The 12,549-nt window shown below is 31.0% G+C and carries 6 protein-coding genes and 1 tRNA gene; 1 reads left to right on the top strand and 6 read right to left on the bottom strand.

All coding sequences use genetic code 11. The annotated features are described in order from the left end of the window. Positions 1-14 precede the first annotated feature (14 nt). Positions 15-3,005, top strand: coding sequence for a caspase family protein (locus BLT80_RS05730; protein ID WP_092466599.1), 2,991 nt, complete (start codon positions 15-17; stop codon positions 3,003-3,005). Between the two features lie 484 nt (positions 3,006-3,489). On the opposite strand, the gene BLT80_RS05725 is transcribed toward BLT80_RS05730, so the two are convergent. From BLT80_RS05725 to BLT80_RS05700, 6 genes are all read right to left on the bottom strand, one after another. Further along, entirely contained in the window at positions 3,490-8,628 is a 5,139-nt protein-coding gene (locus BLT80_RS05725; protein ID WP_092466598.1) for a caspase family protein, read from the bottom strand. Further along, entirely contained in the window at positions 8,612-9,388 is a 777-nt protein-coding gene (locus BLT80_RS05720) for a hypothetical protein (protein ID WP_139181021.1), read from the bottom strand. The genes BLT80_RS05725 and BLT80_RS05720 overlap by 17 nt, the downstream gene beginning before the upstream one ends. After that, entirely contained in the window at positions 9,367-10,536 is a 1,170-nt protein-coding gene (locus BLT80_RS05715; protein ID WP_092466596.1) for a CHASE2 domain-containing protein, read from the bottom strand. The genes BLT80_RS05720 and BLT80_RS05715 overlap by 22 nt, the downstream gene beginning before the upstream one ends. A 3-nt stretch (positions 10,537-10,539) precedes the next feature. Next, entirely contained in the window at positions 10,540-11,442 is a 903-nt protein-coding gene (locus BLT80_RS05710; RefSeq protein ID WP_139181020.1) for a hypothetical protein, read from the bottom strand. Positions 11,443-11,891: 449 nt separating this feature from the next. Further along, positions 11,892-11,965: transfer RNA gene (locus tag BLT80_RS05705), tRNA-Arg, on the bottom strand. Between the two features lie 35 nt (positions 11,966-12,000). Continuing rightward, positions 12,001-12,450 (bottom strand): GatB/YqeY domain-containing protein, encoded by a 450-nt coding sequence (locus BLT80_RS05700; RefSeq protein WP_092466594.1) that lies wholly within the window; start codon positions 12,448-12,450, stop codon positions 12,001-12,003. Between the last annotated feature and the right edge of the window lie 99 nt (positions 12,451-12,549).

The following is a 12,549-nucleotide window of genomic DNA, read 5'->3' as shown; positions in this document are numbered from 1 at the left end:
TACCAAATCTTAAAATGAAACAATTACTATTATATTTCTTTTCACTCCTATCCTATTTGTGCTTTGCACAAGAAGATTCGAGAGGCTCAAAAGCACAATCAACTGAAGCGATCGAAGAAGGTACTAAACGTGCTATAGTGATAGGTGTTTCAGATTACAACGAAGAAGGTTTACGACTAAAATATGCAGATAATGATGCTATTCTTTTTAAAAACTACCTCAGTCAAATAGAAGAACTTTCAAACGAAAATATTAGCCTATTAATTAATACGGATGCGGTTGCGCTAAATATTGTTCAGGAATTTAAGAAACTCATTAAAAAGTCTGAATCTGGAGATATTAACTATATCTACTTTGCAGGTCATGGAGATGTCGTCGATGATTTTGGTGAAAAAGAAGGGTTTTTATTAGCAGCAGATGCTAATGCCAAACAAGAATATTATTCAGGTGGAGTCATACCTTTAGCATTACTCAATAAAATTATAAATGCACTAACCACCAAAGGCTCAAAAGTCGTTTTAATTTTAGATGCTTGTAAATCGGGATTTGTTTTTGAAGAAGGCACTCAAAAAAACATGGGAACCATTCAGGCGATGTTCGAAAACTCAACCAAAATATTAAGTTGTGGCTCTAATGAACTTTCTTATGAGAGTGGCGACTTAAACCATGGTTATTTTACATATTTCCTTGTAAAAGGACTTACAGGAAAAGCAGACAGCAATACTGATAATAGTATTCAATATCGTGAGATTGATGATTATTTATATGAAAATGTATTTAACATTGTGTCTAAAAAATATAATAAAAATCAGACTCCAATTGTACGAACACAAAATGATAGAGCCGTTTTAAAATCCATAAAACCTGAAACAAATACTATCGCTTTCGAAGCTATCAATGTCAATTTTGAAAGTGATAAAGCTATCGCTTCAAGAGGCATTAATGAAACTAAATTGAGCGATAAAAGTGGCGGCATGGTCATTACAAAATTTAATGAAGCTATAGAACGAAATTCCTATTATGGAAAATCGTCTAGTGCTTATGAAATTTATAAATCGTCCATAAATAATGCTTCCATTTCTGATGGTTTAAAAGAAAAAATGCAAAGCATGCTATTAAAAATATTATCAAATAGCGCACAACAACTGATTAACACTTACATCGATGGAGATAAAGCTTTACCACCAAGTAGAGCTTTTAATATTCAAGCAAAGCATTTAGAAATTTGTTTGGAGCTTATGGGTGAAGATGGTTTTTTAAGAGATCGGATTGAAGCGAGCAAATTACTATTAGAGTCCTATGCTATAATTAGAACTAGAAATTTCGCAAAGTATGAAGCCGCAAAACATAAGCTTAATAATGCCCTAAATTTAGAGCCTAGAGCGGCCTATATTCATAATGCTTTAGGAGAAGTTTACAATCAAGAAGAACTCTACGATAGTGCCCATTATCATTATAACGAAGCAAAAAAACTAATAGTTTCTTGGTCGCAACCTTTCACCAATATTGGTGATAATTTAATGGATCAATATAAATTTGATGATGCCAAAACCTATTTAAATACATCATTAGGAACGAAAGGCGCAAATACGAACCTGAAACTTGGTGAGATAAATGAAAAAGAAGGTAAATATAATATCGCAGAAACATATTATGCTACAGTATTAAAAACTGAACCAGAAAACACCTTTGCGCTTCAGAAAATGAGTCATCTTCAAAAGTTAAAAGGGAATACTAAAGCTTCAATTGACTGGTATAAGAAATCTGTAAAAACGGATTCTATAAATTCAATTTTTGGTTATGGATTAGTTAATTATATTCAAGATCATAAAATCGAAGACGAAGCAGCAGAGAAACTATTACTTAATGCTATTGATTACGCGCCAGAATCATCGATGGTATATTCTGAATATGCCAATTTTTTAAGTCTCAAAAAAACGAGATTGTCTCGTTTACGTTTGGCAGATTCATTGTATAGAAAAGCCATAGAGAATGATCCATTTAATACATGGGCGTATGCTGGCCGTGGTGTTTTACAGCATAAAATGAGAAAACCACTAAAAGCTAAAGAATCTTTTGAGACTGGTATAACGAATAATAAAACGAAACCTGAATCATATTTTCACTATGCTAATTATCTAAAAAATGAGTTAAACAAGAATGATGAAGCTGAGAAACTCTATCTAACAGCCATTGAAAAAAACGGTTACTTTATACCTGCATATAATGCGATAATTACGCTTTACAATAGCCAAAATCTTCAAGACAAATCAATCGCATTATTAAATAGTGCAATTAAAAAACATCCTAATACACCAGACTTACACCACCTGTTAGGTCAAACTTTTTTTTCACAAAGCAATTATAACGATGCTATACTAGCTTACCAAAAAGCTACTCACATAGATTCTAGTTACGTAAAGAGTTCTCAAAACCTTGGTTATAGTCAATTAGAAAACAATTTATTTGAAGCTGCAAAATCACAATTAAGTACAGCTGCAGAAAGTGATCCTTATGGAGAAAAGCAAAAAGAAATTTCAGAATTTATTTTAACCATGGCTAAGGATAGATTAAAATTTGGAAAACCAGAAGATACTAATGCTTTATATAAATTAGCCTTTGAAATTTCTAACTCTTCTGAAAATGCTTATGTATATTCAGAATTTTTATACTTACAATCCGAACCTATAAAAGCGATTGAAATTGCGTTACCTGCATTAGGGCAAAACAATACGAAGGCTCAAAACATTCAGCTTTTAGAAGTTATGGTCAAAGCTGCAATTGACGCTAATGCCTTTGATAATGCTAACTACTATTATTCTAACTTAATTAAATTAGATCAAAATCCTGATTTATTATTGGCTTCAGTGTATTCCAGATTTATTGGTGACCTTAATAGCAGCGAAAAGTACAGACTTAGAACAGACCCTAATTTATTACGTTCTAACAAATTGAAGAGTTTATATAGCCAAAACACAATAGATAAGTATATTTTATCGAACTGATGACCACTATTTAATCGTCGTCTCCTTATTTAGCTCTCGTAAATCTGGTGTTTGCTAACCATCCGTTAGCAACATAACTTGTTTCAATAGTTCTGATATTATTCTTTCAGTTAATTCAATAGGTTTTGAAGGTCTTCTTCCGCTAAAACAAATCCATCATTTTCTAATTCAGTCTTTAATACATCAATGTAATGTCGGCTATTTCTGAAAGTGCCGAGTTAATGACCATTTCTTACACCACTTAGTTAAGTAGCACGGAAGTTCGAAAAGCCTTAAAAAAAAAAAAAAAAAAAATGAAAAATCAATTTCTAAAACATATAAAAACCGCCTGAAAAATGGGCTGCTTTTATGTTGTTTGAATAGCTAAGATTATGGCGTCACGTCTTTGATCATAGAGTAAATTATAGGTAATAGCTTTAAAAATTTTTTTAGTCCAAATACATTTGATAACTTATATTAAAGTAGAGATATTAGCTCTAAAAATTTACCAAACTTTAAAATCGAATTCTAAGTTTTCTTTTCGAGCCGTTGGGTTTTGCCTTCCATTAGTTAAAACGTCAACACGTTCTATAACATAATTACGTAGTTCAGACACCGAAATTTCATTATCCTTATTAACATCGCAGTTGCCAGACTTTAATCCCTCTAACAACGCATAGGTAAATACACCGTTTTCCCATTGTTCTCCTTCATAGGCAAATTCCACTCCACTCGCCGAGCTAATGACCATAGCACCTGTGCCACGTCTTAAATCTGCAAATAACATTTGCATTAACTCAAACGAATTTTTAAGCCCTACTTTGGATGATTTCGACTTTGCACCAACAGAGCCTCTATTGGTTACTTTAACGTTTTCAGGACTGTCTGTTGAAGTAAACTCTGTATCATCCTTATCTATTTCACCAGAATGGCAAGCATCTATTAATAATAGCTTCTTGCGAGCTGGTATGCCGTCTAATAGACCTTCTAGGTTCTCATAAGAAAGTCCATTTTCGGACGGGTTATTAAAATCAATATTATGTGTCGCTAGGTAATAATCAAAATTATCATCTAAAAGACCATGACCTGCAAAAAACACCACAACAACATCCGACACTTCTGTTTTATTCAGAGTTTTCTTAATAGCCATTACATTACCTATTGTAACCTCTTCATTTAATAATTTAATTGTATTAATGCTACTGTATTTATCTGTTAGTGCTTCTGTATAGGCACTAATATCTAAAGCATCCTTTGCCGCATATTTTAAATTAAAATCTGTATCTGCATAATTAGAAACTCCGATACTCACTAAATACAAAGCTGGTTTTTCTCTTTTAATTTCACAATTTACGCGAGCTATGCTCCTTAAACTTTCGGAACCTTTAATATTAGTAACAGAAACTTCAATTTTATTAGAACCTGATGTCAATGCTATTTTATAAGACTCCTTAATGCGTTTTAGATTTTTGTCTTTTAAATTTTTTCCTTTCGATCCAAATATTGGAACATCATTTACCCAAATATTGATTCTATCGAGCTGATATAAATGGTCAATTCCAAGAACAGATATATCAATGCTATCTTTATCAATCGTTACCGGCAAATCATTAACAATACTTAATGTTGGCAAATGTAGATCTCCTGAAATTTGGGCTTCAGAAAAACCTATATTCTTCAACCTTTTTAAATAAGCTTTATAATAAGCCTCTGATAATGCCTTGTCTTTTATGCCTAAGTCCACTAAATTCTTAGAAGCCTTATCTGGTCGATTGTAATAAAGATCAAATTGCTCAAAAGGAAAAACATCTAAGTTTTTTTTAAATGCAACATTTTCAGTAGCACCTTTTGAGGCATAATAATAACCTTCATCATTTGCAATTAAAAATTCCCCATTACCAATAAATGCAGTAGAATATATTTTTTTATAGCCTTGTTTAATATCAAAAACATTAATCTTATCATTTTCACCCAGTACCATTAAAAAACGCCCTTTAATATCTATCTTGGATATATCTCCTACAACACCTTCAAAACTCTTTAATAATTTAAAATTTGAAGTATCCAAAACTTGAATAGTACCGTTGTCAAAACCTATTACAAGCTCCTTATTATCTTCGGTAAAATAGCCAAACCTAATATCAAAACCTTTAATATATTTATCATATAGTATTTTATTTGTCTGTAAATCTTCAACCTTTAAGTGAAAATCTTCTTGATAGGTATAATACGCCTTATCTGAAGACACTACATTTACCGCCGTATTTCCTTTGATAATTACATCTTTAAAATCGGACTTAATATCTATATAGCGCTTATTTGAAAGTCTAGTTAAAACTTTTGTCTTTATATTATAATTAATTAATTCTATAGACAGTTTTTCACCATCTTCGTTGGTAAGCCCTACACCTTCTATTATTAACTTCTCAGAATCTAATAATTTTATAGACGCTACTGTTGTATAGTTTGATATGGACGTTTTATTAAGTTGAGCAACCTCTGTATTAGTCTTCAGATTATAAAAATGTATCACATTGGTCGGTTTATCTTCAAATATTAAAAGTGTACCATCTTTAGATAAGGTGGTTCCGCTAACCCTATCATTTTCAATCTTAGAATCAAAAAGTGTTTTTGTGGCCAAGGAATTTAAATTAAAGGCTTTGTATTTGGTTTTATCTCTGAAATAATAAAGATTATTATCTTTTGAAAATGCGCCAAAATAAGGATAATTATTGCCTTCCAATTTTATAGTTTTAAATTCCTTTAAATTAAATAAAAACAGCCCTTGCTTATTACTGTATGCTATAAAATTGCCACTAGGACTTAACTCACTTGTATAAATATCATTGCTAAATCGGTCTATTTCAGTTATAGTTTTACCAGTAATACTATTCCATATTTTTATATTCCCCCATGAATCAGCTGTTGCGAATAATTTTTCGTTAGGATCGTAATCCATTGCTAAAATTAACGAGATATGTTCTTTATTTGAAATGAAATTCCTTTCACTAGGTTTATTAAGATTTTTTAAAGCTATGCCTGTAATATCTTGAGTAACTAGTAATTCATTTTCCTGACCAAATTTACTTGGCGTGCCAACCTCATCGTATATAACTTGTTGTTTCTCTATGTCATAGACTACGGTTTTCATGCCTTCAAACTCCAGATAAGATAAATAACTACCGCTAGGGCTAAAATCCATAAGGTTATTCCATTCCGTGCTACTAACTTTTACTTTTTTTCTTGGTATTGCAACAATTTGTTCTGTTTGTAGTTGATCATTTACTGTGAAAATTTTAATGTAATGACTACCGTAAGTTGCTATCATTTTATCATTATCACTTATTTTAATATTTATGACAGACGTATCAATTTCATTACCTGGATTAACGTTAAGCTCACTAAGGTAAACCCCAGAATTAGAATGCATAAACAATGGTTGATGCCAACCATGGATATTATTTGCTATAAAAACGTTATGATTATTAAATGTCTCAATATGATGTATGCTCCTATTTTGAACACTTAAATCTAGGTACTTCTTCGACTTTCCTGTTAAGTGATCGAAAAACTGAATACCTGAACCAGTCGCAACAATTAAGGATTGCCCATCCTTATCGAAAACGAAATCATTTACAACGGCATTTTTTGTAATGAATTCACTTACCAAAAAACCAGTTAACACCTCCCTTACCTTTATTTTATTTCCATCGATACTAGCTATAAGTTTTCCATCTGGACTAAACCGTAATTGTCTAGAGCCTGTAGCATTTGATGATTGTATAATCAATTCTGGTTTAGAATTTATAAAACGCTCACTCAGTTCCGAGGCGCTAATAATATTGCCATAATTTCCGGGACCATTTGAAGTAATGGTAAGATCTTTGTTTATTTTTATTTGATTAACCCAAGTAGCATCTAAGCTATAAGTTTCTAGAAGATGTTCTGATTTTAAGTCCCAAAGGTTTATACTACCATCAATAGAACTACTAACCAAAAACTGATTAGAATCGTTAAGAGCCATGGATTGAATATAACTTTCATGACCTTTCAAAGTAGTGCTATATATTTTTTTATCATCAACTAAAGAAAACTTTACTATTCTACCCATACTTGCTAGAAACACATCGTCACCAAAAATTTTAATACTAGTAATTGCATTCCCTAAACCTTTAGCTTTTTTTAGTACAGGATTTATGCTAGATCCGTCTACTTGCCAAGTGTAATAATCACCTTTAGATGTCCCAACAGCTAACCATTTCTCATTTAAGTCTAGCGATGTAATTAGCTCATCATCAAAATTTAAGATATCTAAAACCTCAAGAGATTTTAAATCATATACCTTAACTGTATTAGTTGTCTGTGATTTTACCACCACAATATTGTTTGCTTTAGAGAGCTGTATAAATTGAAGATAGGCACCTTCATAAGCTATTGATGCTACTTCCTGCTTTTTATCAATATCCCAAACCCGTAACATATTATCTCTTGTAACAAAAGCTAAAAGATTTTTATCATTAGAATAACCATTAACATAGGGGCTTTGTAATTGCATAGATTCTGGTTTACCCTCAGAATCATTTGAAAAAAACAATTTATCCTCGCTTAGTAGTACAAAATTATTTTCGCTAAAAACCTCTTTATCATCATCAAAAATTCCACTTTGATTATAGATAGATCCCACATTAATTTGCGATTTCAATCTCCCTTCAACATCAACAATATCTAAACGGTTTCCATAATTTATTACAAACCCTAGTGCTCTTATAAATTGGTACTCACTAAAATTTTCTTGAAATTGATATTTGTAAGGCTTTCGGTCTTTTGTTAATAAAGAAATGGCCTTAAAAGCTCCATAAAACACGAACTCCTCATTTACATATGTCAATGTGTTTTTATAAGAATATGGCTTATATAAGTTTTGATAACGATTCTCTTCAGTTAAGGGGTTACCATTAAAATCATAAAATTGGGTCATGAGTTTTAAAGGTTCATACTCTGACAAAACTACGATAGTATTTTCACCAATGGTAAAGTCTAAAATAGGGTTTGTTTTTAATTCACTGAGTTTTACATAATCTTTAAATAGGCTTAATTTACCATTATCTAAATGCGCAATAACATCACCTTTTTTTGATATTTTTAGGCTTTGGTCATAACTGTTTTTTTTTATTAAATCTGGGTAAATTTCTTTATCACCTTTGGTAACATTAATATTTACAATATCTCCTGATGCCGAAAAAATAAGTTTTCCAAGTTCCGATGAATAAGCCATTGCAGCTGAAAAGTCAGGCTTATCGTGGGTTATAATTAACGTATAATCTATACTGTTATAAACATTAATTTTATTTGAATATTCAACAATAATAAGATTTCTATTGTCATCAAATTGCACAGATCTTGGTGTGGTCTCAAAACCCTTTAATCGATTAAGTTCGTTACCTGTGTAACCATCATAAATAATGGTTTCTGTTAATGGAAAAACATTAATCGCAATCTTATTATTAGTTCCCGATACATCAAAAGACGTAATATTCAGATTCTCATTTGAAGAATAATTAATTGTCTGATTTTGAGTGAAGCCTATAAAACTAATTAATAAAACGATAAGAAAAATTAGTTTTTTTTTATTTACAAATTCCATACGTTTCACAAATTGAAGTTTCTATTTCTGTTTCAGACAATCCTAAATTCTTTAAGTCTTTAATTAAGGTATGATAAGTGGCTATTTGTAATTTGTATTCGGCTTTACTCACAAGATTAATAAAATAGAACATTTTATTCTTTAGGTTAGGGAATTCTGAAGTCGAAACCATCCATTCAAAATCAGTCCCTTCAGAAAAAATAGTTTGATCTTTATAAAGTGTGAGTTCACTTCCGTTGGTTGCTGTTTTAAAAATTTCATCTGTGCTTAAATTTTTCACGAAGAGATAATAGGTTTTATTTTCTTCTTCTATTTTCCATTTAAAAGTGAGTTTAGAACTTGCTAATTTGGTGCTATCTTTAGGAAATTCCATTAAAACATCTCCTCTAAATACTCCTCCAATAATTGTTTTGCCAGATTCATTTTTAAGCAATTCATTCCACATGAGCTTAAAGTATTTTGAGGTTAGGCTTTTTGAATTTTCAGCTGAATGTTGTTCTATAATTGTATTGAAATTATACTCACCTACTTTATTAATTTGAAATGCTTCTCCATTAGCGTTAATAGCAGTTATCTCACTAGATTCATTTACTAATAATTTAGATTTATCCGTAATAAACATGCCTTTAGAAATAGGCGTAATGGAACTCATCATTTTACTGTATGCACTACCCTTTATCTTAAAGACACAGAGACTATCTTGTGCATTTAGTGACCAAGAAAAACAACATGCCAGGATTATAATAAGTGACTTTTCCATTTAAATTTTTTATTAAGATATTTCACCAGATACTCGTAATAACATACCATTTCTATACTTAAAAGAGATAATAGAATTACCGGTACAATATTGATAAATATATTAGACTGTAACAATAATAACGCTAAATATAATAGTAATACTGAAAGTAAAAGTTGAATAATTTTTTCGGTAAAATCAAACATGAAGTTACTCCGCTTATAAAGTTTTAATCCCATAACTATGATAAAAAAGCAAAATACAAATGCTATTAAGTAAGTTCCTACAGTAGAAACTCTATAAATTAAATTTTGCTTTGAAAGCATGTTTAAAATATTTGCATGTATTGTAACACCATAAGTATCAGGCACTGCTCTACCAACCCAATCTTTATTTAATGGTGTAAAATGCTTGTCTTCAATATCAAACTGCTCATTTCCATCTCCTAAATATCCTAGAATAACGACAGCATCTTTTAAAGCGGGAATTTCATTTAAATTTGAAATTTCATCTATATCAAAATTTAAAAATACATCCTTATTACCGATATAATTAATAGGTATTGAATTTCTTAATTCCTTTAAAGCATAAGCTTCGTCAATATAACCCGACGCTAATGCGAGACGCGTTGCAAAAGCGAACTCTTTAACGTTATCTCCTTTAACACCAATAAAATCTCTAATTACAGTGTTTTGCCCATTTAAGTTTAAATTAATATAACCTTTTATTTGATTTTCGGTTTTAAAATAATCATCACTATTAACTATTGAATCTTCATCATGAAAATAGGCTGAAACAATGTTATCATTATTAGATAGTAATACATTTTTTAAAATTGAATCAGTAAATTCTAATTTTCGTTCCTTAAAAATTATATCTAACCCAATAACCTTAGGCTTTTGTTCTACTATTTTCTCAATGGCTTGCGCAAGCTGAAAACGATCAGCATGTTTAATATTTACAAGAACGATTTTATTATTTCTTTGCGTCTCATTAAACCGCTCAGAGTAATACATATCAGTAAATTTAAAATCTTTAAAGGCTTTTTCAAACGGATCTAAAATAGATAAATTAACGAAAGCAAAGTATAGTAAACCTGCAACGATAAACGTCATGAGAGTACATAGCAATGCGTCTCTGTATAAAAGTTTATTTATAGAACCTTTCATTAATTAATTTGTGATTTTCTCTATAGCAGAAGCACCATCAGTTATTATGGCATCTTTATTATCGCTCAACATACTAGGCAGTTTATTAATATACTTGCTTTTATTGCCTTCGTATTCTTCTAATCTTACATTAATCTTAACAACTCCAAAATGATCATTGTTATCTAAAGCCGTGGTTATAGGAATATCGTAATACCATGGTGATAATATTGGTTTTTCAATGAGATTTTCCGCACCGTACTTTAAGTTCTTAAAATCGTATTCTTGTTCTATTAATGTCGCATTTAAAGGAGTTCCATCATCACTTCTCCACTGCCCTTGTATAGAAATTGAAATTTTAGCATTTAAATCCTCATCACTATAAACTTTCGTTTTTGAGAAGAAAATACGCAATTCATTAAAGCTTAATCTAGTGATTCCAGGATTTTCAGGATCGCTTATAAGCTCTACAACAGCATAAAAATTTAATAAGTCGTCTTCTTCTAATCTCACAACATCAGTAATATTTAAAGATTGTGTTGCACTTCTCGATTTTGGCATTTTAGAAAACTCATCTTTAACTATGCTTGTAATTTCTTCTTGTTCGATTTTAACCGAAGGTTTAGAGTATTTTTTTATATGAATCTCTTTATATGTTTTTTCTACATCTCCTAAGTCGGTATTATAATAATCATTTAATGACAAGGACTGAGAATACGTACTCACTAAAGACTTAGATGATTTCTCAGCCAAATAAGATGCTCCAAAGAAGACACCTTGCAAAACTGTTTCTACTAAACCACCTCTGGTTTGAGCCTTTTTCATCTCTACCACAAATTCTTCGTTAGATTGAATATTAGACCGTTTATGTACAGTACAAGAGCTACACAATACTATGAGTAGTATAATTGAAGTTATTTTTTTCATTTGAATACGTTTAGGACTCATAAGTTATTAATTTATCTTTTAGTAAAGTAATAAATATTTAACGTTTAGTCCATTAACAAAAAAAACTGTTTATTGGTAGCAACTTAAAAACTCATTTTAATCTTCAAAATATAACCTAATGGATTGCTGCGCATCCCTTAAGATCCGTTCTAATAATAGTTTTAACAAAAAAACACTCAAGTCATATCACTATCAATTCTATTAGTACAAAAACGGATATTAAAGGATTGCTGCGCATCCCTTAATATCCGCTTTGAAAATAGTTTCAACAAAAAAACGCTCAAGCAAGCTTATAATATCTATTATTCAAAACAAAACGAAGCTTTAAAGGATTGCTACGCATCCCTTAAAGCTCCGCTTTGAAAATAGTTTCAACAAAAAAACGCTCAAGCAAGCTTGGCGTTTTTTCTTTTGAAACTATTTATTCGTGACCGCGAAGGGATTCGAACCCCCAACCCTCAGAGCCGAAATCTGATATTCTATCCAGTTGAACTACGCAGCCATAAATTCCTACCAAAGCAGGAATCTTATTTAGATTTAGGTAAGCTTCGATTTTACGATATTCGAAATCGTTTTACCATCAGCTTTCCCAGCTAATTTATCACTTACAATACCCATAACTCTTCCCATATCTTTCATACCTGCTGCACCTGTTGCCGCAATTGCCTTCATGACTTCAACTGCAATTTCTTCCTCAGATAACTGAGCTGGCAAAAACTGACTGATTATTTCAGCTTGCGCTAATTCTGGTTCAGCTAAATCATTACGGTTTTGCTCTAAAAAAATGGCAGCACTGTCTTTACGCTGTTTTACCATTTTTGATAAGATCTTTATTTCTTCATCTTCTGAAATCTCTTCTTTAGACCCTGTAGCGGTTTGTGCTAATAATATTTCTGATTTTACAGCTCTTAAAGCAGCTAAAGCCATTTGATTCTTTTCTTTCATGGCTGCTTTCATAGCAGTCATTATGTCTACTTGTAAACTCATAATCTTGTTCCTTTAAATAAGACTGCGAAGATAGTAAAAAGTTCCTCTTTGCTTACAGAAGAATACCAGATACCTTTAAAATTTTTACCAAACAAAAAG

Origin of the sequence: Winogradskyella thalassocola (assembly GCF_900099995.1) — a bacterium.
Taxonomy (GTDB): domain Bacteria; phylum Bacteroidota; class Bacteroidia; order Flavobacteriales; family Flavobacteriaceae; genus Winogradskyella; species Winogradskyella thalassocola.
Note: the sequence above shows the minus strand (reverse complement) of the source record. Positions and strands in the feature narration are given on the sequence as shown.